The organism is Scandinavium sp. (assembly GCF_051650185.1).
In the GTDB taxonomy this organism is placed as follows: Bacteria; Pseudomonadota; Gammaproteobacteria; order Enterobacterales; family Enterobacteriaceae; genus Scandinavium.
Map to the genome: position 1 here is coordinate 87,221 of NZ_JBOFIN010000028.1, position 24,257 is coordinate 111,477.

Here is a 24,257-nt window from a genome sequence, read left to right on the forward strand (position 1 = left end):
TCCCCCAATTTTATGGCCTGTCATCAGGCCTGTTCCAGCGTACACAGCAACGGATGCTCGTTCTCCTTGGCATAACCGTTCACCATCGCCACTTTGGTTTCAGCCACTTCCGCTGTAAAAACGCCGCAGATGGCTTTGCCTTGATAGTGAACGGTGAGCATCAGTTGCGTTGCACGTTCTACATCATAAGAAAAGAATTTCTGTAACACGTCAATAACAAACTCCATCGGCGTGTAGTCATCATTGAGCAATATCACTTTATACATCGACGGCGGTTGTAGCGCATCGCGTACCTGGTCTTTCGTCAGCTGGTCAAAATCCAGCCAGTCACGAGTCTTACCCATTGTCAGTGTTCGTCTTCGGTTACGGCCCCGGCGGGATTACCCCCGTCACTGACCAGAGCCTGTCTTGATTGAATCTACAGTAAAGAGTAGATAACTTTCCTCTATTCCTGCCATTCGCCATTCCTGCTATTCGCGACCTTCGTCACAATCCTTGCAATAGCGTTAACTGCTTCAAATTTTGACGCATTTTCCGCCAAACTTCGCACTCTGTCGCTTGACGCGTTGCCTGTTTTATCTAAATTGTACAGGCGAGAGTTGGCGAGGTTTTGAACAGCCCGACCACTCCACCACCGGTTCTTTCCATCTGATTATAAGATTTACGAAGGATGTCGAAGTATGGAAATGGGTACTGTTAAGTGGTTTAACAATGCTAAAGGGTTCGGCTTCATCTGCCCTGAAGGCGGCGGCGAAGACATTTTCGCTCATTACTCAACCATCCAGATGGATGGCTACAGAACGTTAAAAGCCGGACAAGCCGTTCGGTTTGATGTCCACCAGGGGCCAAAAGGCAATCACGCCAGCGTGATTGTCCCGGTTGTTGCGGAAGCTGTCGCGTAACGCTTCCGTTCCATTGTGGACATCCTGCAGTCAAAATGCCAGTCCTGATGACTGGCATTTTTATTGCCTTTACTCTCTCGCCAGCGCATCCACCGGGTCGAGCCTTGCGGCATTTCTTGCCGGTAACCAGCCAAACAAAACGCCCGTCAGCGTCGAACAAATAAACGCCATCAGCAGTGCCAGCGGCGAAAAACCGATGCCCCAGTCAGGTAAAAAGAGCTGCAGCGTGAAGGCGATTAGCAACGATAATCCGACGCCCATCGCGCCGCCAACCAGACACACCAGGACAGCTTCAATGAGAAACTGTTGCAGCACATCGCTCGCTCTTGCCCCCACAGCCATACGAATACCGATTTCCCGGGTACGTTCGGTGACGGACACCAGCATGATATTCATCACCCCAATGCCGCCGACCACCAGTGAAATCACCGCCACCAGCGTTAAAAACAACTGAAGTGTATGTGTGGTCCGTTCCGCCGTTTTCAAGAGACTGTCCATATTCCAGGCAAAGAAATCCTTCTTGCCGTGACGTAAAGACAGCAGTCGCGTGAGCTGTTGTTCTGCCAGTGCGCTGTCATGCCCGTCTTTCACACGAACCGTGATCGAATTGAGCCACGACTGCCCCATCACGCGCCCGGCCATCGTGCTGTACGGCAGCCAGACACGCAAAATTTTACTGCTGCCAAACATGCCCTGCTTCTCATCTGCAACGCCGATGACCGTGGCAGGCATATTCCCGACCAGAATAATTTCCCCCACCACATTGGCCTTATTGGGGAAAAGCTGACGGCGAGTATTGCTGTCCAGCACCACAATCTGCGCGCGTCTGTTCAGTTGAAGCTCGTTGAAGGTGTTGCCTTCACTGAAGGTCATGCCGTACACATTGAAATACTGCGAGCCGACGCCCTCTGCACTGGCTGACACGTCCGTATTGCCCACGCGCAGGCGCAAGCTTTTGGAGACGGTTGGCGTGGCAGATTGCACCCACGGCTGTTTTTGAATGGCCAACAGATCGTCATAGGTCAGCGCCTGCTGATATTGCGGATCGTCATCGCCAAAATCTTTACCCGGATAAACATCGATGGTGTTAGTGCCAATCGCGCGGATATCGGCCAGCACCATCTGTTTGGCTGCATCACCCACCACCACAATCGATACCACAGAGGCAATACCGATAATGATGCCGAGCATCGTTAGCAACGTACGCATCTTGTTCGCCGCCATCGCCAGCCACGCCATGGTCAGCGCTTCCCGGAAGCTGCTGACAAACTGCCGCCAGCCAGAGGTGCCGGACTCAACGGTGTTGACCGCAGCAGGAGCGCCCGCCAGCTTCGACGGCGGGTTGCTGATAATCTCCCCGTCACGAATTTCAATGATGCGTTCTGCCTGAGCCGCCACCAGCGGATCGTGCGTCACGATAATGACCGTGTGGCCCTGCGCTTTGAGCTGATGCAGGATAGCCATCACTTCTTCACCAGAATGGCTGTCGAGCGCACCGGTGGGCTCATCCGCCAGAATAACCTGGCCGCCGTTCATCAAGGCACGAGCAATACTGACGCGCTGCTGCTGTCCGCCTGAAAGCTGCGAGGGCTGATAGTCGGCACGATCGCCAAGCCCCAGACGCTGAAGCAGCTCCAGCGCTCGTTCAAATCGACGTTTGCGCTCGGTTCCGGCATACACTGCGGGCACTTCAACGTTTTGCGCCGCACTCAGGTGCGAAAGCAGATGGTAGCGCTGAAAAATAAAACCAAAATGTTCACGACGTAAACGCGCGAGCGCATCGCCATCGAGCGTGGCAACGTCCGTCCCCGCCACCCGGTATGTGCCACTGGTTGGCTTATCCAGGCAACCGAGGATATTCATCAACGTCGATTTGCCGGAGCCTGAAGCGCCGACAATGGCGACCATTTCGCCCGCATTGATGCTGAGCGTAATGCCTTTCAGCACTTCAACGCTGGAATCGCCGGAGGGATAACTGCGGCGAATGTTGCTCAGGTCAAGCAACGCCGTCATTTAGCCGCTCCCGGTTTTCCCTCGCCGGTAATCACTTCGTCGCCCTCTTCCAGCCCTTTCACCACTTCCACATCGGTATCGTTACGCGTACCAATGCTGATTTCGCGCTCTTTCACTTCGCCGTTACGTAGCAGGCGCACGTTATAGCGGTTGTCTCCGGTGGCATCGCCAAGTGCAGAAAGGGGGATGCTCAGCACGTTACTGACACCTGCCAGCTGGATATGAACCTGAGCGGTCATCTCCAGACGCAGCACGCCCTGTGGGTTAGGCACCTCGAAACGAGCGTAATAAAAGATGGCGTCGTTGACTTTTTCCGGCGTGGGCAAAATGTCTTTCAACGTGCCTTCATAGCGCGTCAACGGATCACCCAACACGGTGAACCAGGCTTTTTGCCCCGGTTTGAGGTGGATAACGTCCGCTTCAGAAACCTGCGCTTTCACCAGCATCGTACTGAGATCGGCCAGGGTCAGAATGTTTGGCGCCTGCTGCGCGGCAATCACGGTCTGCCCCTGGAGGGTGGTGATTTGTGTCACTTCACCCGCCATCGGAGCCAGAATACGGGTGTAATCCAGATTGGTTTTAGCTGTATCAAGCGTGGCCTGATTACGTTTGATCTGCGCGTCGATCGTACCAATCTGCGCTTCTTTCACCGCCACATCGGTCGCCGTCGTGTCAAGATCCTGACGTGAAATAAGCTGCTTAACCGCCAGTTGCTGATTACGCGCATAAGTGACCTGAGCCAGCTTACGTTCGGCGATAGCCTGCAGGCGCTGAGCCCGCAGCTCCATTAATGTGGCCTCGACTTCTTTTATCTGGTTCTGCGCCTGTTCAGGATCGATAACCCCCAGCAGCTGATCTTTTTTAACCTTATCGCCAATATTGACCGACAGCGTTTTCAACTGACCGCTGACCTGCGCCCCGACATCGACCTTACGCAGCGCGTCCAGCTTCCCGGTGGCGAGCACGCTCTGCTGCAAATCGCCCTTGCGGACAATCAGTGTCTGATATTGCGGCACCGGCGCGTTGAGCGTACGCCACAGCCAGAACCCGGCCAGTACAATCAGTACGGCAAGGAACAAATATGTTTTTCTGCGCTTTCCCTTCAGATTCATAAAAATCCCGAATGTTCGTGTCCTTCGCTGATTGTATCTAAACATTTCATCAACGGAACCCTCTCTTTTGTTTTACTCCCTAAACCGTTGAACTGACGTTGAGATGCTTGCTGATTAAATAAACTTTTCTATTTTCGGCAAGGCCTTTTCTTATGTCACTCATTGCAGAACACTCATACTCACAAAAAACGAGACCAGAATCGGGCAAACACCTTTTCCAGCTTCTACGACGTGGAGAGTTAACACCAGGCCTGGCCTGGCAAAACCCAGCCTACCGCCGCAAATTTATTCTGCGCTCCCTGCTCACGCCGTTCAGCACCTCAACGCTGCTTTCTCGTCTGGCAGCACTTCCGCAATTGCCCCAAATGTTGAAAGTGCAGCCGGGTCTGCCGTGTCGTCTGCATCGCCCATGGCTTTCAATGAATATGCCGCGCAAACAGGCCGCCAGCGCTCTGGTGTGGCACTATCAGAAAATGTCTGACCGACTGCCTGAGTGGGTGATGAACGGGTATCTGAGTCAGAGCGGAGTGACCCTGTCGACGTTAACAGGACGCGATGAAACCAGCTGGCACATTCGCCTTCTCGCCGACGCGTTTCTGGATAAAGAAGGTGAAGCCACGCTTATCTTTTGCGACGCGCAAGACACGGTTCTGGCCGAGCTGACCTTCACCCTCTGCCCGTTTGACGGGAAAGAGACGCTCTATATCGGCGGCATGCAGGGAGCGAAATCCCATGTGCCCCATGAAAGCATTCAGAGCGCAACCAAGTCCTGCAACGGCCTGTTCCCGAAACGCCTGCTGGTTGAAGCGGCGATGGTGATAGCACAGCAAATGGGGGTCAGCGTGATTCGGGCAGTCAGCAACGAAACGCATATCTACCGTAACGTTCGCTACCGGAAGAAAAAGCAGGGTCAGCTTCGTGCCGATTACAACAGCTTCTGGGCATCACTCGGAGCTACCGCAGACAGCAATGGCGATTTTCTGCTGCCGCTGACCATTCCACGCAAGCCAATGGAAGAGATTGCCAGCAAGAAGCGCTCTGAGTACCGCCGCCGCTATGAACTCCTCGATAGCCTGCAAGCTCAGACGCACAGCGTCTGCCAGGGCTAGTCCGCTCGACCGCGTGCCAGCCACAGCACGCGGGAGAACATTTTGCGCAGCAGGTTCGGCACGGCTTCCACGCCGCGTCGCCCGGCCTCCATCGCCACTTCAATCGCCAAATCAGGTTTCGATGAACGGTGGACGGCTTTGATGATCACCCGCCGCATGTTCATCGGAACCCCTTCCGGTATTTGCGCTACCCGGTGATACACATCGTCAAACCCCTGACGATACATAAAGTGTTCCATATCGAGCGCAGGCAGCGTGGTCAGATGATGGCGTTCCAGCTCGCGGTCATTATTCAGCAGGCTACGCACGGTGGCGGCATATTTCTTACCGGCCTCATCCCCATCGACCAGCACATGCCATTCAATGCCCATCCGCCGGGCAAATTTAATCAGGGGTTTCAGGCCAGACTGGGCAAACTCAATCACCTTAACCCCTTCCGCATCAAAGTGATGCCCGCACTGACGAGCCAGCTCGTTAATCACCCACGTTTCCGTTTCGCCTTCCACCAACAGCCAGCAGCGAGAAAAAAGCGAGGAAGCGCGGTTAAAGCGAATATGAAAGGCAATGCGACGATTGTCTTCCGCGTTCAGGCCATCTGGCCCAAGACGCCATGCCGCAACGCGGGAAGAGTCACGCACCAGACGGCAAACATGTTCAACGGGCGTCATGGAGAGCAACTCGCCGGAGTTGGTTGTGGTGATACGTTGCAGCGGCAGCAGATTCAACAGATTCCACGCGACCGAAAGCATAATAGGATGCAGCCGGGTTTCAGGATCCTCCACCAGCAGCAGAGGACGCGCGTCTTTATCCAGCCTGACGGTGCCTTTGGCCTGCAATAGCGTCGAAAACAGCCCAAGCAAAATCACCCGATGGCTGCGGCCGCCGGGCTTGTCGATCATGCGGTTGATGATGTCGAGATAGCGCCAGCTGCGTTGCTCATCGTGCGAGCGACGGCGCATGAGCCGATGGCGAGATTCGGCGGTGCCTTGTTCAGAAAAATAGTGTTCGAGCAGCTGTACCATCGCCGACAGCCCTTGACGTATCTGACCATCGGAAAGGTTCTGAGGGCTGGTGACCAGTTCGCGTGAGAGAAAATCAAGCTGGCGAGCGGTAATCTCCACATCTGGCATGTTGGGCACCGTGCCGTTACGAATCCGCCGCATAAAGCGCGCATCACGTAAGCGCAAGACCGGCATCAGTCTCACCAGATGGCGTGCCTGGTCATCAATGTCGGCAAACGGCAGCGATTCCCCACGGCCATTAATAAAACTGCGTAAAGTCAGCACGCTGTTATCTTCCGCCAGCTCGCCTTCAAGCCGGTAGAAAATACGCTGATAGCCGTCGTCACAAGGCACCCAACATTCCGATAACGGACGATAGCGGCGCACGCGATGGCGACCAGGTTCAAGCTCACGGAAAGTCAGAATGATATGCAGATGGTGTTCGCGGCCCTGAACATCCCCCGGCGGAAACCAGAAATCCTCGCGGACAAAATGGTAGAGATCGGACTCCGGGGACAGCAGCAACGTCAGGGCATCCAGCAGGCTCGATTTACCCCAGGCGTTTTCGCCTATCAACACGTTATTTTGTTCCAGCATCAACGACAAACGGTTGATTCCGCGAAAACCGACTATCTCTACTCGTTCGAGAAGCATATGCCCTCCACCTGAAAACTTCCCTTTCCTTACAGCAGTATAGCGGCACGCTCCCGACGACGACACCCGGAAAAAAGTCATATTATGTCAAAAAATGTCCGGAATACTTTCGGGGTAAAACTAATAACCCTGCAGTTAATAAACCTATGTAATAAAAAAATTCTGAACTGCCCATTTGATAATCTGGAATTAATCTATACTGGAATTATCCGAATTTAACCCAAGGGACTCCTGCAAATTGCCTTAAATCAAGATTAGTGAAGTTATTTAACTGGTGAAGGGATGGCGTTCGTTTTTAAAATAATGGCTCTTAATTATGTCGTCTTCCCTTGGTGGCGATAAATAATGTCCGGTGCAGGTTTCCCTGACACCGTCACTGTTATTTCTTTGAGGTGGTTATGTTCAGAAAACTGGCAGCAGAATGCTTTGGTACATTCTGGCTTGTATTCGGTGGTTGTGGTAGCGCGGTGCTGGCTGCAGCATTCCCGGAATTAGGGATTGGTTTTGCGGGCGTTGCGCTGGCATTTGGTTTGACCGTTCTGACCATGGCTTATGCCGTTGGTCATATTTCCGGCGGTCATTTCAACCCGGCGGTTACTTTAGGTCTGTGGGCAGGCGGTCGCTTCCCGGCAAAAGACGTGATTGGTTATATTATCGCGCAAGTTGTCGGCGGTATTATTGCCGCAGCCATTCTTTATCTGATTGCCAGCGGTAAAACAGGTTTCGATGCAGCCGCCAGCGGCTTTGCTTCTAACGGTTATGGCGAACATTCACCGGGCGGTTACTCCATGCTTTCCGCTATCGTGATTGAAATTGTGCTGACCTGTGGCTTCCTGATTGTTATCCACGGTGCAACCGATAAAAACGCACCAGCCGGTTTTGCGCCAATCGCTATCGGTCTGGCACTGACTCTGATTCACCTGATCAGCATTCCCGTGACCAACACCTCCGTTAACCCGGCACGTAGCACCGCGGTCGCTATCTTCCAGGGTGGCTTGGCGCTGCAGCAGCTGTGGCTGTTCTGGGTGATGCCAATCATCGGCGGTATCCTCGGCGGCGTGCTGTACCGTACCCTGCTTGAGAAAAAATAAGGTTTAAATAGATTCCCCTGAAAGCCCGGCAAATGCCGGGCTTTTTCTTTTTTCTGGTGGCTTTACTCGTTCGGGCTCTTTCGGTAGTGTCTGGTGTGCTTTTTTCCACACTAAAGGTCTGGGTCTTTCATGTTTTCAGGATTGCTGATTATTCTTGTGCCACTGATTGTGGGTTACCTGATCCCGCTGCGTAGCCGCCCTGCGCTGCAGCTGATTAACCGCCTGCTCAGCTGGATTGTTTACGTCATTCTCTTTTTCATGGGGATTAGCCTGGCCTTCCTGGATAATCTCGCCAGCAATCTGTTAGCTATTCTTCATTATTCCGCTGTCACTATTACGGTTATTCTGCTGTGCAATATTATTGCCCTGCTGTGGCTGGAACGCGCCATCCCCTGGCGTCATCATCACGCCCAGGAGAAATTGCCTTCACGTATTGCAATGGCGCTGGAGTCATTACAACTTTGCGGTGTGGTATTACTTGGCTTTCTGCTGGGGCTGACCGGCTGGTCTGTTTTACAACATGCCACCGAGGCCAGTGAATATACCCTTATTTTCCTTTTATTCCTGATTGGTATTCAGTTACGCAATAATGGCATGACCCTGAAACAGATCATCCTCAATCGTCGGGGAATGATGGTTGCCGTGGTCGTGACGGCCAGTTCACTGGTGGGCGGTATCATTAATGCCTTTATTCTCGGCTTGCCACTGAAAACGGGCCTCGCCATGGCTTCCGGATTTGGCTGGTATTCCCTGTCCGGTATTTTGATGACAGAAGCGTTTGGCCCAGTGATAGGCAGCGCCGCCTTTTTCAACGATCTCGGACGCGAATTAATTGCCATTATGCTGATTCCAGGACTGGTGCAACGCAGCCGCTCCACCGCATTGGGCCTGTGCGGGGCAACCTCAATGGACTTCACGCTGCCGGTCTTGCAGCGCTCCGGGGGGCTTGAAATCGTCCCTGCGGCCATCGTCCACGGCTTTATTTTAAGCCTGTTAGTCCCGCTGCTGATGGCCTTCTTCACGGCGTAATACCTCTATGGCGGTAGCCTTCTGCCGCCAAAATTGCTTTAAATCAATCTCCCTTTAAGTTGCCACACAAAACCCTTTTCAGCGTTTCTGACGAGGCTTAATCTTAAACATGTATTTTAAATATAACTTAAAGGATCTGATCATGTTTTGTGTGCAATGTGAACAAACAATTCGTACGCCAGCGGGCAATGGCTGCGCTTACGCGCAAGGGATGTGCGGGAAGACAGCACAGACCTCTGATCTTCAGGACTTGCTGATCGCCACGCTGCAAGGGCTTTCCGCCTGGGCAGTCAAAGCACGTGAGTTCAACATCATCAGCCATGAAGTCGACAGCTTTGCCCCCCGCGCCTTCTTCTCAACCCTCACCAACGTGAACTTTGATTCACCGCGCATCGTTGGCTACGCGCGCGAAGCCATCGCGATGCGTGAAATGCTGAAAGCCCAGTGTCTGAACATCGACGCCAACGCTGCCGTCGATAATCCGATGGCCGGTCTGCAACTGGTCAGCGACGATCTCGGCGAACTGCAACGTCAGGCCGAAGCCTTTACACCAAACAAAGACAAAGCCGCCATTGGCGATAACATTCTTGGCCTGCGCCTGCTGTGCCTGTATGGCCTGAAAGGCGCGGCGGCCTATATGGAACACGCCCACGTCCTCGGCCAGTACGACAACGCTATTTACGCCCAGTATCATCAGATTATGGCGTGGCTCGGCACCTGGCCTGCAGACATGAACGCCCTGCTTGAATGTTCAATGGACATTGGCCAGATGAACTTCAAAGTCATGAGCATTCTGGATGCCGGGGAAACCAACGCTTACGGACACCCAACGCCAACGCAGGTCAACGTGAAAGCGGTGGCAGGCAAAGCGATTTTGATTTCCGGCCATGACCTGAAGGATCTCTATAACCTGTTGCTGCAAACTGAAGGCACCGGCGTCAACGTCTACACCCACGGCGAGATGCTGCCTGCGCACGGCTACCCGGAACTGCGTAAATTCAAACATCTGGTCGGGAACTACGGCAGCGGCTGGCAGAACCAGCAGGTCGAATTTGCCCGCTTCCCGGGCCCTGTGGTCATGACCTCCAACTGCATCATCGACCCGACTGTGGGTAAATATAACAACCGCATCTGGACCCGCAGCATCGTCGGCTGGCCGGGCGTGAGCCATCTGGAAGGCGATGACTTCGCCCCGGTTATCGCTCAGGCTCAAAGTATGGCGGGCTTCCCGTACAGTGAAATTGAGCATCTGATCACCGTCGGATTTGGTCGTCAAACATTGCTGGGTGCAGCAGACACTCTCATCGATCTGGTGAGCCGTGAAAAACTGCGCCATATCTTCCTCGTCGGCGGCTGTGACGGCGAACGCACCGAACGTAGCTACTTCACCGATTTCGCCACCAGCGTGCCGGAAGACTGCCTGGTCATGACCCTCGCCTGCGGCAAATATCGCTTTAACAAACTGGATTTCGGCGACATCGAAGGCCTGCCACGCCTGGTCGATGCCGGCCAGTGTAATGACGCTTACTCCGCCATCATTCTTGCTGTCACCCTGGCGGAAAAACTGGGCTGCGGCGTGAACGACCTGCCGCTGTCGCTGGTGCTCTCCTGGTTTGAACAGAAGGCGATTGTTATCCTGCTGACGCTGCTTTCGCTCGGCGTGAAAAACATCGTCACCGGGCCAACGGCACCGGGCTTCCTGACGCCAGATCTGCTGGCGGTGCTGAACGAAAAATTTGGTCTGCGTTCCATCACCAACGTCGAGCAAGATCTGCAACAAATGCTGTGCGCGTAAGGAGAAACTCATGACCATGCCAACTCCACAGTGCCCATGGCGGATGCAGGTCCATCACATTCATCAGGAAACACCGGATGTGTGGACACTCTCACTGCTGTGTCACGACTATTACCCTTATCGCGCCGGGCAATATGCTCTGGTGAGTATCGGCCATTCTGCCGACACGCTGCGCGCCTACACGCTCTCTTCCACACCGGGCGTGAGCGAATACATCACGCTGACCATTCGCCGCATTGAAGACGGTAAAGGGTCAGAATGGCTGACACGTGATGTTAAGCGCGGCGACTATCTGTGGCTGTCCGATGCGCAAGGTGAGTTCACCTGTGAAGACAAACCCACAGACAAGCTGCTGCTTCTCGCTGCGGGCTGCGGCGTCACGCCGATTATGTCGATGCGCCGTTGGCTCGCGAAATATCGCCCAGAAGCCGACGTGCAGGTGATTTTCAGCGTGCGGTCGCCACAGGATGTCATTTTTTCCGATGAGTGGCGCGATTATCCGGTGACGCTGGTCGCCGAGAATAACGCCACCCACGGCTTTGTTTCGGGACGACTGACAACGTCGCTGCTGGAATGTGTGCCGGATCTGGCTGCCCGCACCGTGATGACCTGCGGCCCTGCGCCCTATATGCAGTGGGTTGAGGAACACGTTAAAACGCTCGGCGTCACGCGTTTCTTCAAAGAGCAATTCTTTACCCCGGTTGCAGAAGCCGCCACCAGCGGGCTGAAATTCACCAAACTGCAACCGGCGAAGGAATTTTTTGCCCCAGTTGGCACCACGCTTCTGGCTGCGCTGGAAAGCAATAAAGTGCCCGTGAATGCGGCCTGTCGGGCGGGCGTTTGCGGAAGTTGTAAAACGAAGGTCGTTTCGGGCGAGTACACCGTCAGCAGTACCATGACGCTGACGGATGCGGAAGTCGCTGAAGGCTACGTGCTGGCCTGCTCCTGCCATCCTCAGGGGGATTTGGTGCTGGCCTGATAAAAAACGCCCGGTGGCGCAATGCTTACCGGGCCTACAAAGGCATCGAACCTTAGGCCGGGCAAACGCAGTGCCGCCCGGCAAAGTCCCCGCGATAACCTCACCGTGGGGATTTTTTTTATTTCCAGGCTGAATCTTTTGCTAAAGCAAAGCGCCCTGCGCCAAGGAAAGCGACAGCCAGCGAACTGATAAAGAAATACACCAGGCTTTCAATCGCCCACGCGCCCACGACATCCAGAGCAAAGGTTTTTCCGGTACCGACCATCAACCACGCCACGACCATGGTAAACGCCAGCACCAGCGCAGCAGGACGGGTCAGGATCCCCAGAATAATCAGGATTGGCGCAACCACTTCCCCCATCAGCACGCCGTAGGCAATAAACCCGGGCAACCCTTTCGCCACCAGCATTCCGCTAATGCCATCGACCCCATCGAACAATTTGTGCAGGCCGTGAAACAGCATCAACCCACCCACCGCCAGGCGCAGCAGCAGCTTACCGAGATCATCACAAGCCAGCGTTTTATTGATTGTATTTAACAATGATTTAACCATTTGAAAGTATTCCCTGTTTTCCCAGAAGTAAGACCAGCTTATGCCGAATAATTGCGCAAATAAACCTGCTGAAAATAAGGGGATTTTGCCAGGCAGACAAGCGAGTTTCATCTAAGCTTGTAAGCGCCAGCACAAAAAGGAGAAGGAATTTATGAAACAAACTGTGGCAGCTTACATGGCGAAAATGCTTGAACAAGCCGGGGTGAAACGCATCTGGGGTGTCACGGGCGATTCCCTCAACGGGCTCAGTGACAGCCTCAACCGAATGGGCACCATCGACTGGATGTCCACTCGTCACGAAGAAGTGGCCGCCTTTGCAGCAGGTGCTGAAGCGCAGTTAACCGGCGAACTGGCAGTCTGCGCCGGGTCTTGCGGGCCGGGAAACCTGCATCTGATCAACGGATTATTCGACTGCCACCGCAACCACGTACCGGTACTGGCCATTGCCGCACATATTCCTTCCAGTGAAATCGGCAGCGGTTATTTCCAGGAAACTCATCCTCAGGAGTTGTTTCGCGAGTGCAGCCACTACTGTGAACTGGTCTCGACGCCAGAACAGATCCCCCAGGTGCTGGCAATTGCGATGCGTAAAGCCGTGCTCAACCGGGGCGTTTCGGTCGTGGTCCTACCCGGCGACGTGGCGCTGAAGCCTGCGCCAGAAACGGCCAGCATGCATTGGTATTCCGCACCGCAGCCCGTTGTGGTGCCTGAGATGGCGGAGCTTCATAAGCTCGCCCAGCTACTGCGTTACTCCAGCAATATCGCGCTGATGTGCGGCAGCGGCTGCGCCGGGGCGCATAAAGAACTGCTGGAATTCGCCGGAAAGCTGAAAGCGCCGATTGTTCACGCGATGCGTGGCAAAGAACATGTGGAATACGATAATCCTTACGATGTCGGCATGACCGGCCTCATCGGATTTTCTTCGGGTTTCCATACCATGATGAACGCCGACACCCTGATTTTGCTCGGCACCCAGTTCCCCTATCGCGCCTTTTATCCGACCGACGCCAAAATCATCCAGATTGACATCAATCCGGCCAGTATTGGCTCGCACAGCAAAGTGGATATGGCGCTGGTCGGCGACATCAAAACCACGCTGGCCACGCTCACCCCGCTGCTGGAAGAGAAAACTGACCGCCGCTTCCTTGATAAAGCGCTGGAACATTATCGCGAGGCGCGTAAAGGGCTCGATGACCTGGCAAAACCCAGCGAAAAAGCGATTCACCCGCAATATCTGGCCCAACAAATAAGCCATTTTGCGGCGGATGACGCCATCTTCACCTGTGATGTCGGCACGCCAACCGTCTGGGCGGCACGCTACCTGAAGATGAATGGCAAACGTCGCCTGCTCGGTTCCTTCAACCATGGTTCGATGGCGAACGCCATGCCGCAAGCGCTGGGTGCGAAAGCCACAGCGCCAGAGCGCCAGGTGGTGGCAATGTGCGGCGACGGCGGTTTCAGTATGTTGATGGGCGATTTTCTCTCTGTCGCACAGCTCAAACTCCCGGTGAAAATCATCGTCTTTAACAACAGCGTGCTCGGTTTTGTGGCAATGGAAATGAAAGCCGGAGGCTACCTCACCGACGGCACTGAGCTGCATGACACCAACTTCGCGCGCATCGCTGAAGCCTGCGGCATCACCGGCATCCGCGTTGAGAAAGCCGCCGATCTTGATGAAGCTTTACAGCGGGCTTTCAGTACCGACGACCCCGTGCTGGTCGATGTGGTGGTGGCGAAAGAAGAGCTGGCCATTCCACCGCAAATCAAGCTTGAGCAAGCGAAAGGTTTTAGCCTCTATATGCTGCGCGCCATCATCAGCGGGCGCGGGGATGAAGTTATCGAACTGGCGAAAACCAACTGGCTCAGGTAAAAAGAGAGGCATAACCCTGATGCAAAAAAGGAAATGCCGTGATCGATTTACGTAGTGATACCGTTACCCGTCCGAGTCGTGCCATGCTCGAAGAGATGATGGCCGCCCCGGTCGGGGATGATGTGTACGGGGATGACCCGACCGTCAATGAACTCCAGCGTTATGCGGCAGAGCTGGGTGGCAAAGAAGCCGCCCTGTTTTTGCCAACGGGGACGCAGGCCAACCTGGTGGCGTTACTGAGCCACTGTGAGCGCGGCGAAGAGTACATTGTCGGCCAGGGCGCGCATAACTATCTGTACGAAGCTGGCGGAGCGGCCGTGCTTGGCAGCATTCAGCCGCAACCTATTGACGCCGCACCAGACGCGACGTTACCGCTCGATAAAGTGGCGGCGAAAATCAAAGCCGACGATATCCACTTCGCCCGCACAAAATTGCTCAGTCTGGAAAACACTCACAACGGCAAAGTGCTGCCGCGCGAATACCTCAAAGAAGCGTGGGAATTTACCCGTGAGCGCAAGCTTGGCCTGCACGTTGACGGCGCGCGTATCTTTAACGCCATTGTCGATTACGGCTGCGAGCTGAAAGACGTCACGCAATACTGCGACTCCTTCACCATTTGTCTCTCCAAAGGCCTCGGCACGCCGGTTGGTTCTCTGTTAGTCGGAAGCCGGGAGTACATCAAACGCGCCAACCGCTGGCGTAAAATGACCGGCGGCGGCATGCGCCAGGCGGGCATTCTGGCGGCGGCGGGTCTGTATGCACTTAAAAATAACGTTCAGCGTTTGCAGGAAGACCACGACAACGCCGCATGGATGGCGACAGCGCTGAAGGAAATTGGCGCTGACGTGATGCGCCACGACACCAATATGCTGTTCGTGCGAGTGGGTGAAGAAAACGCTGCGGCGCTGGGCGAGCATCTGCGTGCCAACGGCATTCTGATTAACACTTCACCTGTCGTGCGTCTGGTGATGCACCTGGAGGTCAACCGCCAGCAACTGACCGAAGTGGTTCGCCACTGGCAGACCTTTCTGAAGGCTTAAGGAACTTATGGTGCCGCAAACTATTCTGGTACTGGGTGCCAGCGGCTATATCGGCCAGCATCTGGTGACCGAACTGAGCTCGCAGGGCTTTACCGTGCGGGCTGCGGCACGTAACACGGATCGTCTGCAAAAACTGGCGCTGCCCGGCGTCAGTTGCCATCACGTCGACCTGCACTGGCCTGTTGACTTGCCGAAGCTGCTTGAAGGGGTCGATACACTTTACTATCTGGTGCACGGCATGGGTGAAGGCGGTGACTTCATCGCCCATGAGCGACAGGCCGCGCTGAACGTTCGCGATGCGCTGCGGGAACAGCCGGTGAAGCAGATCATTTTTCTGAGTTCGCTTCAGGCTCCCGAAAACGAGCAATCCGATCACTTACGCGCCCGCCAGATCACCGGTGATGTGCTACGTGAAGCGGGTGTTCCGGTGACAGAACTGCGAGCGGGGATCATCGTCGGCGCAGGCTCAGCGGCCTTCGAAGTGATGCGCGATATGGTTTACAACCTGCCGGTACTCACGCCACCGCGCTGGGTTCGCTCTCGCACCACGCCGATTGCGCTGGAAAATCTGCTGCATTATCTGGTTGCTCTGCTCGACCATCCCACCGCCGGGCACCGCGTGCTGGAAGCCGCCGGGCCGGATGAACTGAGCTATCAGGAACAGTTCGAACACTTTATGCGAATCAGCGGCCGCCACCGTCCATTGATCCCCATTCCTTTCCCCACCAGCTGGATTTCCGTCTGGTTTTTAAATGTCATTACATCAGTTCCCCCGACCACAGCCAAGGCGCTGATTCAGGGGCTGAAGCACGATCTTCTTGCCGATGACCGCGAATTGCGCGCGCTTATTCCGCAAGCGCTGATCTCTTTTGATGAGGCGGTGGAGCGCACGCTAAAGGAAGAAGAGCAACTGATGAACTCCAGCGACTGGGGTTACGACGCCCAGGCTTTTGCCCGCTGGCGGCCAGAATATGGATACTTTCCGAAGCAGGCGGGATGTACGGTCAACACGTCAGCCAGCCTCGCCTCACTGTGGCAGGTGGTGAACCAGCTTGGCGGCAAAGAACGCTATTTCTTTGGCAATATTCTGTGGGATATCCGCGCCTCGCTGGACAGACTTATCGGTCATAAGCTGGCGAAAGGCCGCCCGGAGCACGCGTTTTTGCAAACCGGTGACGCGGTAGACAACTGGAAGGTCATTATTGTCGAGCCAGAGAAACAGCTCTCGCTGCTGTTCGGCATGAAAGCCCCCGGCCTCGGTCGCCTCACCTTTACGTTGAAAGACAAAGGCGATCATCGGGAAATCGACGTTCGCGCCTGGTGGCATCCGCACGGTATGCCAGGCTTACTGTACTGGCTGCTGATGATCCCGGCTCATCTGTTTATTTTTAAAGGCATGGCCAGGCGCATTGCGAAACTAGCGGAAGAAATCTCGTGCAAGCAGTAAAAATGAGTTTTTTCTTCATAGTTTCCCATTGCAAGTCAGCGTAATTCACGGAAAAATGCGCACGAAATTCTTTTCAGACACAGTGGATGGATATGAAGGTACTGGTCACCGGCGCCACCAGCGGTTTAGGCCGTAATGCGGTGGAATATCTGCGCCGTAAAGGCATCAGCGTCAGAGCAACCGGTCGCAATGAAGCGATGGGCAGACTGCTGGAAAAAATGGGCGCCGAGTTTGTCCATGCAGATCTAACCGAACTGGTGTCTTCTCAGGCCAAGGTGATGCTCGCCGGGGTCGATACCCTGTGGCACTGTTCCAGCTTCACCTCACCGTGGGGAACGCAGGAAGCCTTCGATTTAGCCAACGTGCGGGCAACCCGTCGCCTTGGCGAGTGGGCGGTTGCCTGGGGCGTGCGTAACTTTATTCATATCTCTTCACCGTCGCTGTACTTCGACTATCACCATCGTCGAAACATTCAGGAAGATTTCCGTCCACAGCGTTTTGCCAATGAATTTGCCCGCAGCAAAGCGGCCGGGGAAGAAGTCATTCATTTGCTGGCACAGGCGAACCCCAACACGCGTTTCACCGTTCTGCGTCCGCAAAGCTTGTTTGGCCCGCACGATAAAGTGTTTATTCCGCGCCTGGCGCAGATGATGCACCACTACGGCAGCGTGCTGTTGCCTCGCGGCGGTGCGGCACAGGTCGACATGACGTACTACGAAAATGCGGTTCATGCGATGTGGCTGGCGAGCCAACCTGTCTGCGACTCACTTCCTTCAGGCCGGGCGTATAACATCACCAACGGCGAACCGCGCAGCCTGAAGAGTATTGTGCAAAAGCTGATTGATGAACTGGATATCCATTGCCGTGTGCGTTCCGTGCCCTACCCGATGCTGGATATGGTGGCCCGCAGCATGGAGCGCTTTGGCAATAAAGCCGCCAAAGAGCCGTCATTTACCCATTACGGCGTATCAAAACTCAATTTTGACTTTACGCTGGATATCAGCCGCGCAGAGAAAGAGCTCGGCTATCAGCCGATTGTCACGCTCGACGAGGGCATCGTGCAGACCGCAAGCTGGCTGAAAGATCACGGCAAGCTGCACCGCTAATTTTTACCCCTGCCCGTATTTCTCCAGCAGCGCTTCGGCGATGGCCTGGGTTTCTGCATCAGCCACGCCGTCCCAGCGCGACGGACGGAAGTGCATCTGGAACGCCATAATCACCCGTTTTTTCTGGGTATAGCTCATATCCGGCGTCACCTGATAGCCGTATCTCGCCAGTAAATCGAGTACCGATGACGTAGCGACCGGAAGCGACGGCGCACGCCCGTTGAGATAAAACGAAACCCGGTCAGGCTCCGGCCATGCCCCGATCCCCTGCTGCGCCAGTTCACGCCATGGAAACTCTGGGCCCGGATCGTCTTTGCGCTGCGGCGCGATATCCGCATGCGCCACCACGTTCTCCGGTTCAATCTGGTAGCGGGCGATAATGTCTTTTGCCAGCGGGATCAGTGCCGCGATTTGCGTTGGCGCGAACGGTGTAAAGCTTTTTACCCCTGCCGTTTTCTGCCAGCCCTGGTTTTCCAGTTCAATGCCAATCGAGGTGTCATTAATTCGCGTGGCCCCGCGCCAGAAACTGACCCCGGCATGCCAGGCCAGCTCCCGCTCCGGCACCAGTTGCCAGATGAGCGGCTTGCCCTTGCGAACAGGCGGATTCTCCGGCACCAGATAATGCGCACTAACTTTGGCATCCGTCAGGGTTTCCAGCGAGGTTTCAAAATCACCGGCGGTATAATGAATCACCAGCACTTTAATGCGCGGATAAGCGTTTTGCGCCGGATGGCTGGCGTCGAGGAAATACCCCGGCTTCTCAATGACTTTTTTGCCATTGTCTGTGCTGGCGCACCCGGCCAGCAGCAGCGCAAGCAAAATCAGTGAACGTTTCATCAGCGCAGTTTTACCGCGGTTCCGCTGACGCTGACCATCAGCATGCTGCTGTCTTTGCCGACGGTTTCATAGTCGATATCAATCCCGACCACCGCATCCGCACCCAGCACTTTTGCCTGTTCGCCTAATTCCTGAAAAGCGATTTCGCGTGCCTTGCGCAGCTCTTTTTCATAGGCTCCGGAGCGGCCGCCGACGATATCGCGAATGCCAGCGAAAAAATCGCGGAAGATGTTGGCCCCGAGAATCGCTTCGCCGGTCACCACCCCGCAGTATTTCACAATGGGCTGCCCTTCCAGGGTTGGGGTTGTTGAGAATTGCATTCGTCCTCCTGCGTCAATGCCTTAGCTCAGTTAATCAAACACATTATCGTACCGATACGCTATGCTTGAAAACATCTTAATACCGTAGTCAGTCTATAAGGAAATCACTCATGCGCTACTCTGTTGCCGCTCTTCTTGCGCCGTGCGCCCTTCTGCTCAGCGCCTGCACCACCGTTACGCCAGCCTTTCAGGATATTGGCACTCGCTCCGGCCCTTGCGTCGAAGGCGGCCCGGACACCGTGGCGCAGAAGTTTTACGACTACCGCATTCAGCACCGTGCGACCGATTTAACCGCACTGCGCCCTTACTTAAGCGATTCTCTGGCAAAACTGCTTAACGATGCGAACAGCGATCCGAACAAACGCGCACTTATGCAGCAAGACCTGTTCTCCAGCCGCACCACACCGCCTGACAGCGCAGACGTGGCCGACGCATCCACCATTCCAAACACCGATGCCCGCAACATTCCGCTGCGCGTCGCGTTGAAGCAGGGCACGCAGAGCTGGCAGGATGAAGTGCTGATGATCCGCGAAGGCCAGTGCTGGGCGGTTGACGATGTTCGCTACCTTGGCGGCACCGTTCACGCCCCGGCAGGCACGCTGCGTCAGGTGCTTGAGAAGTAATCTCCGCGTAATTCCCACCTAATAACTCAGGGTAAATGTCTGGCATTCTGTGATGAATACCGACATTTATTCCTGTGCCCCTACGCTCTCGCTATTTTGTGCTAACTTTAAGTGTAAACGCGGTTTATATTTAAGTTTTAACGCATAAATATTGCATAACTATTCTGCCAACGTTACTATTTGCGGCCTCAATTACTATCGGTATCAGATTTCCCGGATGAGTATAAAACTAGAAGGCATTAACTGCTTTTACGGCGCACATCAGGCGCTGTTCGACATAACCCTGACCTGCCCGCAGGGTGAAACGCTGGTGCTGCTTGGCCCTAGCGGCGCGGGAAAAAGTTCGCTGTTACGGGTGCTTAACCTGCTGGAGATGCCACGTTCCGGGCAACTCTCGATTGCGGGAAATCAGTTCAATTTCAGCAAAGCGCCTTCTGACGCAGCGATTCGTGAATTGCGCCAAAACGTCGGGATGGTCTTCCAGCAGTACAACCTGTGGCCGCACCTCACCGTGGTGCAAAACCTGATTGAAGCGCCTTGCCGTGTGCTGGGTCTGTCAAAAGCTCAGGCGATGGCTCGCGCCGAAAAACTGCTGGAACGTCTGCGCTTAAAACCTTACATCGATCGCTATCCACTGCACCTTTCTGGTGGTCAGCAGCAGCGTGTAGCTATTGCCCGAGCGCTGATGATGGAGCCGCAGGTTCTGCTGTTTGACGAACCGACTGCCGCGCTGGATCCTGAAATCACCGCGCAGATTGTCAGCATCATTCGCGAACTGGCACAAACCCAGATTACCCAGGTGATCGTCACCCATGAAGTGGAAGTGGCGCGTAAAACCGCCAGCCGGGTGGTGTATATGGAAAACGGTCATATCGTAGAACAAGGGGATGCGAGCTGCTTTGCCGAGCCGCAGACCGACGCCTTTAAAAACTATCTTTCACACTGATGTTTTCGGGAACAATGACAATGAAAAAAATCGTGATTGCCGCGCTGCTCGCCAGTGTTAGCCTGTCCGCCAGCGCTGCTCAGACTATCCGTTTTGCCATGGAAGCGTCTTACCCTCCGTTTGAATCGATGGATGTCAGCAATAAGATTGTCGGTTTCGACGTCGACCTGGCGAATGCCCTGTGTAAAGAAATCGACGCCACCTGTACCTTCACCAATCAGGCGTTCGACAGCCTGATCCCAAGCCTGAAATTCCGTCGCATCGACGCGGTGATTTCCGGTATGGACATCACGCCAGAGCGTGAGAAGCAGGTGCTCTTCACCCAGCCTTACTATGAAAACTCTGCGCTGTTTGTTGGCCAGAAGGGCAAAGTCGCGGATATCGCGGCGCTGAAAGGCAAAAAAGTCGGGATGCAGAACGGCACCACCCACCAGAAATTCATTATGGATAAGCACCCGGAAATCACTACCGTGCCTTACGACAGCTATCAGAACGCCAAACTGGATCTGCAGAATGGCCGTATTGATGCGGTCTTTGGTGACACCGCCGTGGTGACTGAGTGGCTGAAAGCCGATCCGAAACTGGCTGCCATTGGTGATAAAATCACCGACAAAGATTACTTTGGAACGGGTCTCGGCATTGCGGTTCGTCAGGGCAATACCGACCTGCAGCAGAAGCTGAACACCGCGCTGGATAAAGTGAAGAAAGATGGCACTTACCAGACCATCTACACCAAATGGTTCCAGAAGTAAGTCTTGATGAACGAAATGTTTCCATTAGCAAGCGCCGCCGGGATGACCGTCGGCCTTGCCGTTTGTGCGCTGGCCATCGGCCTGGTGCTGGCTATGCTGTTCGCGGTGTGGGAATCAGCTAAATGGCGCCCTGTTGCATGGCTTGGCACCGCACTGGTCACCGTGCTTCGCGGCCTGCCGGAAATTCTGGTGGTGCTGTTTATCTATTTTGGCTCCTCACAGCTTCTGCTGCTGCTTTCCGATGGCTTCACTATCCCGCTGGGGTTTGTGCAAATCCCGGTTCAGGTGCAGATTGAAAACTTCGACGTCAGCCCGTTCCTGTGCGGCGTGATTGCTCTTTCCCTGCTCTATTCTGCCTATGCCTCGCAGACGCTGCGCGGCGCACTGAAAGCAGTACCGCAGGGTCAGTGGGAATCCGGCCAGGCGCTTGGCCTCTCGAAAGCGGCGATCTTCTTCCGTCTGGTGATGCCGCAGATGTGGCGTCATGCGTTGCCGGGCCTCGGTAACCAGTGGCTGGTGCTGCTGAAGGATACTGCGCTGGTGTCGCTTATCAGCGTTAATGACCTGATGTTGCAGACCAAAAGCATTGCCACCCGCACTCAGGAGCCGTTCACCTGGTACATCGTGGCGGCGGCTATTTACCTGGTTATCACCCTGCTCAGTCAGTACATCCTCAAACGCATTGACCTGCGCGCGACTCGCTTTGAACGGAGACCAGGCTGATGCTTGAGTATTTACCCGAACTGCTGAAAGGGCTGCACACCAGCCTGACGCTGACCGTGGCGTCAATCATCGTCGCCCTGATTTTGTCCCTGATGTTCACCATCATTTTGACGTTAAAAACGCCGGTTCTGGTGTGGATAGTGCGCGGCTACATCACGCTCTTCACCGGTACGCCGCTGCTGGTGCAGATCTTCCTGATTTACTACGGCCCGGGCCAGTTCCCGCAGTTGCAGAACTACCCGGCTATCTGGCATCTGCTGTCCGAACCGTGGCTGTGTGCGATGATCGCCTTGTCACTGAACAGCGCGGCGTATACCACACAGTTGTTTTTCGGGGCGATTCGCGCGATCCCGGACGGCCAGTGGCAGTCCTGCGGGGCGTTGGGAATGAGCAAGAAAGACACGCTGGCGATTCTGCTGCCGTATGCCTTCAAGCGTGCCCTCTCCTCTTACTCCAACGAAGTGGTGCTGGTGTTTAAGAGTACGTCGCTGGCTTATACCATCACGCTGATGGAAGTGATGGGCCACGGGCAACTGCTGTACGGACGCACCTATGATGTGATGGTCTTTGGCGCAGCTGGGGTGGTCTATCTGGTGGTTAACGGCCTGTTGACGCTGCTGATGCGCCTGGTTGAACGCAAAGCCCTGGCGTTTGAACGCCGCAATTAACTCTGCATACAAAATCAACAACAAAGCGGACAAGTGATTCACTTTCCGCTTTTTTTGTATCTTTTAAATAATAATTAATCATTTTTATTGAATATAAATTCACTCAAAGGTAAGGTGATTCCTGTGCCTCAGACAGGGCGTTTATCACAAGATTGACCGACGGGAGCTTTACGATGAAAAAAATGATTCTGGCCGCACTCCTTGCCACCTTTGCCGCGGGCGCATCCGCTGCCGATAAAATCAGTTTCGGCTCTTCAGCCACCTACCCTCCTTTTGAATCCCTTGATGCCAGCAACCAGATTGTCGGCTTCGATATCGATTTAGCCAAAGCGCTGTGCAAGCAAATGCAGGCCGATTGCACCTTCACCAATCACGCATTCGACAGCCTGATCCCGGCGCTTAAATTCAGGAAATACGACGCAGTGATTTCCGGGATGGACATCACGCCAGAACGTAGCAAACAGGTTTCGTTCACCGATGCGTATTACGCTAACTCCGCGATGGTCATTGCCAAAAAAGGCGAGTTTAAAAGCTTTGAAGACCTGAAGGGCAAACGCATCGGCATGGAAAACGGCACCACCCACCAGAAATACCTGCAGGACAAGCACCTGGAAGTCAAAACCGTGGCGTACGACAGCTACCAGAATGCAATTATCGATCTGAAAAACGGCCGTATTGATGGCGTGTTTGGTGACACAGCGGTCGTGAATGAATGGCTGAAAACCAACCCGCAGTTAGGTGTTGCCACGCCGAAAGTGACCGACCCGCAGTACTTCGGCACGGGCCTTGGCATTGCCGTACGCCCGGACAACAAAGCGCTGCTGGATAAACTGAACGGCGCACTGAAAGCGATTAAAGCCGACGGCACCTACCAGAAAATCAGCGAGCAGTGGTTCCCGCAGTAACCCTGACTTTCCCCTGAATGGCCAGCCATCGGCTGGCCTTAATTTTATCTGAAAAATTCCACCGTTCGTTTCTCTACCCCCATTTTGGGTATAGCATGATATCTTTACTCCTTCGAGACAAGCATATGGAAGCGCTTTTTGTAGAGATGCCGCCCTTTGAACGGCACCGTGAAGACTATCTGGACGATGAAACCTTTCGCGAACTGCAAATTCTGTTAATGCTCGATCCCTTTGCTGGTGATGTTATTCAGCACACAGGGGGGTTGCGAAAACTGCGGTATAAAGACGTGAAGAGAGGGAAAGGCACGCGGGGCGGTCTGAGAGTGATTTATTACTGGTGGCAAACCCGATGGCAATTTTTATTGTTCACGCTCTATAACAAAAATGAGATGGCTGGCCTCACCGCACCACAATGCGTTTTATTATATCAAATGCTTGAACAACGAATCAGGGGGAAATAATGAGTCGCGATCTGTTTGCTGAACTGACAGAAGGCATGCAGGCCTGGCAGGAAGCCAATGAAGGCAAGCGCACGCTAAAGACACACTCAGTGACAACCCAGGAAATCTCGCTGTCTCCAGAGGAAATCCGCGCCATTCGCAACAAGCTCAATCTCTCGCAGGCCCTGTTTGCCCAGTACCTTCATACCGCGCTGAAAACTTATCAAAACTGGGAACAGGGCATCGCACGCCCAAACAAGCAAGCAATGCTGCTATTACGCATCGTTGAGAATCAGCCTTCAGCGCTGAATCTGTTGGCTAGTATGAGCTGACGCTTCGACT

The 24,257-nt window shown here is 54.4% G+C and carries 25 protein-coding genes; 18 read left to right on the top strand and 7 right to left on the bottom strand.

Annotated elements, in window-relative coordinates; genetic code table 11:
• Positions 1-23: 23 nt before the first annotated feature.
• Positions 24-344 (bottom strand): ATP-dependent Clp protease adapter ClpS, encoded by a 321-nt coding sequence (clpS, locus tag ACRCWW_RS03905; RefSeq protein ID WP_438681223.1) that lies wholly within the window; start codon positions 342-344, stop codon positions 24-26.
• A 336-nt stretch (positions 345-680) separates the two neighbouring features.
• Here clpS and cspD point away from each other — a divergent pair, with 336 nt between their 5' ends.
• On the top strand, positions 681-902 hold the full coding sequence (gene cspD, locus ACRCWW_RS03910) for a cold shock-like protein CspD (protein ID WP_330984283.1): 222 nt from the start codon (positions 681-683) through the stop codon (positions 900-902).
• Between the two features lie 69 nt (positions 903-971).
• Here the strand turns inward: cspD and macB are convergent, their stop codons facing one another.
• Positions 972-2,915 carry a macrolide ABC transporter ATP-binding protein/permease MacB gene (gene macB / locus ACRCWW_RS03915; RefSeq protein WP_438681224.1) on the bottom strand — a complete coding sequence of 648 codons (1,944 nt, stop codon included), beginning with the start codon at positions 2,913-2,915 and terminating at the stop codon, positions 972-974.
• Positions 2,912-4,027: a macrolide transporter subunit MacA gene (macA, locus tag ACRCWW_RS03920; RefSeq protein ID WP_438681225.1), complete on the bottom strand. Its 1,116-nt coding sequence runs from the start codon at positions 4,025-4,027 to the stop codon at positions 2,912-2,914. Before macA ends, macB begins: the two co-directional genes overlap by 4 nt.
• A 152-nt stretch (positions 4,028-4,179) precedes the next feature.
• On the opposite strand from macA, the gene ACRCWW_RS03925 reads away from it, so the two are divergent.
• Positions 4,180-5,136, top strand: a complete 957-nt coding sequence (locus tag ACRCWW_RS03925; RefSeq protein WP_438681226.1) for a VirK/YbjX family protein — start codon at positions 4,180-4,182, stop codon at positions 5,134-5,136.
• Here the strand turns inward: ACRCWW_RS03925 and ACRCWW_RS03930 are convergent.
• Complete coding sequence (locus ACRCWW_RS03930) at positions 5,133-6,791, bottom strand: ATP-dependent endonuclease (protein ID WP_438681227.1); 1,659 nt, start codon at positions 6,789-6,791, stop codon at positions 5,133-5,135. The genes ACRCWW_RS03925 and ACRCWW_RS03930 overlap by 4 nt on opposite strands.
• A gap of 398 nt (positions 6,792-7,189) precedes the next feature.
• Here ACRCWW_RS03930 and aqpZ point away from each other — a divergent pair, with 398 nt between their 5' ends.
• The 4 genes from aqpZ (at position 7,190) to hcr (ending at position 11,685) form a co-directional block, all read left to right on the top strand.
• Positions 7,190-7,882, top strand: a complete 693-nt coding sequence (gene aqpZ, locus ACRCWW_RS03935; protein WP_438681228.1) for an aquaporin Z — start codon at positions 7,190-7,192, stop codon at positions 7,880-7,882.
• A gap of 129 nt (positions 7,883-8,011) precedes the next feature.
• Complete coding sequence (locus ACRCWW_RS03940) at positions 8,012-8,911, top strand: lysine exporter LysO family protein (RefSeq protein ID WP_438681229.1); 900 nt, start codon at positions 8,012-8,014, stop codon at positions 8,909-8,911.
• Between the two features lie 142 nt (positions 8,912-9,053).
• On the top strand, positions 9,054-10,706 hold the full coding sequence (gene hcp / locus ACRCWW_RS03945) for a hydroxylamine reductase (protein ID WP_438681230.1): 1,653 nt from the start codon (positions 9,054-9,056) through the stop codon (positions 10,704-10,706).
• A gap of 10 nt (positions 10,707-10,716) precedes the next feature.
• Positions 10,717-11,685, top strand: a complete 969-nt coding sequence (gene hcr, locus ACRCWW_RS03950; RefSeq protein WP_438681231.1) for an NADH oxidoreductase — start codon at positions 10,717-10,719, stop codon at positions 11,683-11,685.
• A 118-nt stretch (positions 11,686-11,803) separates the two neighbouring features.
• On the opposite strand, the gene ACRCWW_RS03955 is transcribed toward hcr, so the two are convergent.
• The gene (locus ACRCWW_RS03955) at positions 11,804-12,238 is read right to left on the bottom strand and encodes a DoxX family protein (protein WP_438681232.1); all 435 of its coding nucleotides are present in this window, start codon (positions 12,236-12,238) and stop codon (positions 11,804-11,806) included.
• 151 nt (positions 12,239-12,389) lie between these two features.
• Here ACRCWW_RS03955 and poxB point away from each other — a divergent pair, with 151 nt between their 5' ends.
• The 4 genes from poxB (at position 12,390) to ACRCWW_RS03975 (ending at position 17,701) form a co-directional block, all read left to right on the top strand.
• On the top strand, positions 12,390-14,108 hold the full coding sequence (gene poxB, locus ACRCWW_RS03960) for a ubiquinone-dependent pyruvate dehydrogenase (RefSeq protein WP_438681233.1): 1,719 nt from the start codon (positions 12,390-12,392) through the stop codon (positions 14,106-14,108).
• A 38-nt stretch (positions 14,109-14,146) separates the two neighbouring features.
• Positions 14,147-15,148: a low-specificity L-threonine aldolase gene (gene ltaE / locus ACRCWW_RS03965; RefSeq protein WP_438681234.1), complete on the top strand. Its 1,002-nt coding sequence runs from the start codon at positions 14,147-14,149 to the stop codon at positions 15,146-15,148.
• A gap of 10 nt (positions 15,149-15,158) precedes the next feature.
• Complete coding sequence (locus tag ACRCWW_RS03970; protein ID WP_438681235.1) at positions 15,159-16,595, top strand: DUF2867 domain-containing protein; 1,437 nt, start codon at positions 15,159-15,161, stop codon at positions 16,593-16,595.
• 92 nt (positions 16,596-16,687) lie between these two features.
• Positions 16,688-17,701, top strand: coding sequence for an NAD-dependent epimerase/dehydratase family protein (locus tag ACRCWW_RS03975; protein WP_438681236.1), 1,014 nt, complete (start codon positions 16,688-16,690; stop codon positions 17,699-17,701).
• 3 nt (positions 17,702-17,704) lie between these two features.
• Here ACRCWW_RS03975 and ACRCWW_RS03980 read toward each other — a convergent pair whose 3' ends face one another.
• Together ACRCWW_RS03980 and ACRCWW_RS03985 are read right to left on the bottom strand one after the other, a co-directional pair.
• Entirely contained in the window at positions 17,705-18,538 is an 834-nt protein-coding gene (locus ACRCWW_RS03980; RefSeq protein WP_438681237.1) for an N-acetylmuramoyl-L-alanine amidase, read from the bottom strand.
• On the bottom strand, positions 18,538-18,858 hold the full coding sequence (locus tag ACRCWW_RS03985) for a heavy metal-binding domain-containing protein (protein WP_438681238.1): 321 nt from the start codon (positions 18,856-18,858) through the stop codon (positions 18,538-18,540). Before ACRCWW_RS03985 ends, ACRCWW_RS03980 begins: the two co-directional genes overlap by 1 nt.
• Before the next feature lie 110 nt (positions 18,859-18,968).
• Here ACRCWW_RS03985 and ACRCWW_RS03990 point away from each other — a divergent pair, with 110 nt between their 5' ends.
• The 8 genes from ACRCWW_RS03990 (at position 18,969) to ACRCWW_RS04025 (ending at position 24,247) form a co-directional block, all read left to right on the top strand.
• Positions 18,969-19,481 carry a lipoprotein gene (locus tag ACRCWW_RS03990; protein WP_438681239.1) on the top strand — a complete coding sequence of 171 codons (513 nt, stop codon included), beginning with the start codon at positions 18,969-18,971 and terminating at the stop codon, positions 19,479-19,481.
• 217 nt (positions 19,482-19,698) lie between these two features.
• On the top strand, positions 19,699-20,427 hold the full coding sequence (artP, locus tag ACRCWW_RS03995; protein ID WP_438681240.1) for an arginine ABC transporter ATP-binding protein ArtP: 729 nt from the start codon (positions 19,699-19,701) through the stop codon (positions 20,425-20,427).
• A gap of 20 nt (positions 20,428-20,447) precedes the next feature.
• Positions 20,448-21,179 carry an arginine ABC transporter substrate-binding protein ArtI gene (gene artI / locus ACRCWW_RS04000; protein WP_438681241.1) on the top strand — a complete coding sequence of 244 codons (732 nt, stop codon included), beginning with the start codon at positions 20,448-20,450 and terminating at the stop codon, positions 21,177-21,179.
• A gap of 6 nt (positions 21,180-21,185) precedes the next feature.
• Positions 21,186-21,902 (top strand): arginine ABC transporter permease ArtQ, encoded by a 717-nt coding sequence (gene artQ / locus ACRCWW_RS04005; RefSeq protein ID WP_438681242.1) that lies wholly within the window; start codon positions 21,186-21,188, stop codon positions 21,900-21,902.
• Positions 21,902-22,570 carry an arginine ABC transporter permease ArtM gene (gene artM / locus ACRCWW_RS04010; protein WP_438681243.1) on the top strand — a complete coding sequence of 223 codons (669 nt, stop codon included), beginning with the start codon at positions 21,902-21,904 and terminating at the stop codon, positions 22,568-22,570. The genes artQ and artM overlap by 1 nt, the downstream gene beginning before the upstream one ends.
• Before the next feature lie 173 nt (positions 22,571-22,743).
• Positions 22,744-23,475, top strand: a complete 732-nt coding sequence (gene artJ, locus ACRCWW_RS04015; RefSeq protein ID WP_438681244.1) for an arginine ABC transporter substrate-binding protein ArtJ — start codon at positions 22,744-22,746, stop codon at positions 23,473-23,475.
• 125 nt (positions 23,476-23,600) lie between these two features.
• The gene (locus ACRCWW_RS04020; protein WP_438681245.1) at positions 23,601-23,936 is read left to right on the top strand and encodes a toxin; all 336 of its coding nucleotides are present in this window, start codon (positions 23,601-23,603) and stop codon (positions 23,934-23,936) included.
• Entirely contained in the window at positions 23,933-24,247 is a 315-nt protein-coding gene (locus tag ACRCWW_RS04025; protein WP_438681304.1) for a helix-turn-helix domain-containing protein, read from the top strand. Before ACRCWW_RS04020 ends, ACRCWW_RS04025 begins: the two co-directional genes overlap by 4 nt.
• The last annotated feature ends 10 nt before the right edge of the window (positions 24,248-24,257 follow it).

Excerpts from the sequence above, each read along its gene's own strand:
- clpS (WP_438681223.1), bottom strand. The coding sequence starts at position 344 with ATGGGTAAGACTCGTGACTGGCTGGATTTTGACCAGCTGACGAAAGAC.
- cspD (WP_330984283.1), top strand. The coding sequence starts at position 681 with ATGGAAATGGGTACTGTTAAGTGGTTTAACAATGCTAAAGGGTTCGGC.
- macB (WP_438681224.1), bottom strand. The coding sequence starts at position 2,915 with ATGACGGCGTTGCTTGACCTGAGCAACATTCGCCGCAGTTATCCCTCC.
- macA (WP_438681225.1), bottom strand. The coding sequence starts at position 4,027 with ATGAATCTGAAGGGAAAGCGCAGAAAAACATATTTGTTCCTTGCCGTA.
- ACRCWW_RS03925 (WP_438681226.1), top strand. The coding sequence starts at position 4,180 with ATGTCACTCATTGCAGAACACTCATACTCACAAAAAACGAGACCAGAA.
- ACRCWW_RS03930 (WP_438681227.1), bottom strand. The coding sequence starts at position 6,791 with ATGCTTCTCGAACGAGTAGAGATAGTCGGTTTTCGCGGAATCAACCGT.
- aqpZ (WP_438681228.1), top strand. The coding sequence starts at position 7,190 with ATGTTCAGAAAACTGGCAGCAGAATGCTTTGGTACATTCTGGCTTGTA.
- ACRCWW_RS03940 (WP_438681229.1), top strand. The coding sequence starts at position 8,012 with ATGTTTTCAGGATTGCTGATTATTCTTGTGCCACTGATTGTGGGTTAC.
- hcp (WP_438681230.1), top strand. The coding sequence starts at position 9,054 with ATGTTTTGTGTGCAATGTGAACAAACAATTCGTACGCCAGCGGGCAAT.
- hcr (WP_438681231.1), top strand. The coding sequence starts at position 10,717 with ATGACCATGCCAACTCCACAGTGCCCATGGCGGATGCAGGTCCATCAC.
- ACRCWW_RS03955 (WP_438681232.1), bottom strand. The coding sequence starts at position 12,238 with ATGGTTAAATCATTGTTAAATACAATCAATAAAACGCTGGCTTGTGAT.
- poxB (WP_438681233.1), top strand. The coding sequence starts at position 12,390 with ATGAAACAAACTGTGGCAGCTTACATGGCGAAAATGCTTGAACAAGCC.
- ACRCWW_RS03975 (WP_438681236.1), top strand. The coding sequence starts at position 16,688 with ATGAAGGTACTGGTCACCGGCGCCACCAGCGGTTTAGGCCGTAATGCG.
- ACRCWW_RS03980 (WP_438681237.1), bottom strand. The coding sequence starts at position 18,538 with ATGAAACGTTCACTGATTTTGCTTGCGCTGCTGCTGGCCGGGTGCGCC.
- ACRCWW_RS03985 (WP_438681238.1), bottom strand. The coding sequence starts at position 18,858 with ATGCAATTCTCAACAACCCCAACCCTGGAAGGGCAGCCCATTGTGAAA.
- ACRCWW_RS03990 (WP_438681239.1), top strand. The coding sequence starts at position 18,969 with ATGCGCTACTCTGTTGCCGCTCTTCTTGCGCCGTGCGCCCTTCTGCTC.
- artP (WP_438681240.1), top strand. The coding sequence starts at position 19,699 with ATGAGTATAAAACTAGAAGGCATTAACTGCTTTTACGGCGCACATCAG.
- artI (WP_438681241.1), top strand. The coding sequence starts at position 20,448 with ATGAAAAAAATCGTGATTGCCGCGCTGCTCGCCAGTGTTAGCCTGTCC.
- artQ (WP_438681242.1), top strand. The coding sequence starts at position 21,186 with ATGAACGAAATGTTTCCATTAGCAAGCGCCGCCGGGATGACCGTCGGC.
- artM (WP_438681243.1), top strand. The coding sequence starts at position 21,902 with ATGCTTGAGTATTTACCCGAACTGCTGAAAGGGCTGCACACCAGCCTG.
- artJ (WP_438681244.1), top strand. The coding sequence starts at position 22,744 with ATGAAAAAAATGATTCTGGCCGCACTCCTTGCCACCTTTGCCGCGGGC.
- ACRCWW_RS04020 (WP_438681245.1), top strand. The coding sequence starts at position 23,601 with ATGGAAGCGCTTTTTGTAGAGATGCCGCCCTTTGAACGGCACCGTGAA.